This is a genomic window from Streptomyces spinosisporus (genome assembly GCF_022698145.1).
Taxonomy (GTDB): Bacteria; Actinomycetota; Actinomycetes; order Streptomycetales; family Streptomycetaceae; genus Streptomyces; species Streptomyces spinosisporus.
Genome location: NZ_JALDAX010000079.1, coordinates 1 through 287, shown reverse-complemented (window position 1 = coordinate 287; position 287 = coordinate 1). Strand labels below are relative to the sequence as shown.

General features: G+C 64.8%; 1 protein-coding gene. It reads left to right on the top strand.

The genetic code is table 11. The annotated features are described in order from the left end of the window. A partial coding sequence (locus tag MQN93_RS43785) for an alpha-amylase (RefSeq protein WP_242713932.1) occupies window positions 1–196 on the top strand: 196 nt, incomplete at its 5' end. Between the last annotated feature and the right edge of the window lie 91 nt (window positions 197–287).

Sequence of the window (287 nt, the reverse complement as noted above, 5' to 3'; positions counted from 1 at the left end):
TCTGGACGCCCACCACACCCAGGAGGCCACGGTCTCGTTGGACATGCCGCAACTCGGCCTGGAGTGGCACGCATTCATGTCCGCACACGACGAACTGACGGGTGAGACCTATCACTGGGGCAGGACCAACTATGTGCGCCTGGATCCCGGGCGGACCCCGGCACATGTGCTCCACATCCAGCAGTCGTCCGCGTAGCCACCGACAGGAGAGTCAGAGCGCCATGACCGTCAACCAGCCCGTTCCGGACACCTTCGAGGACACTCCGGCAAAGGACCGGGACCCGGAG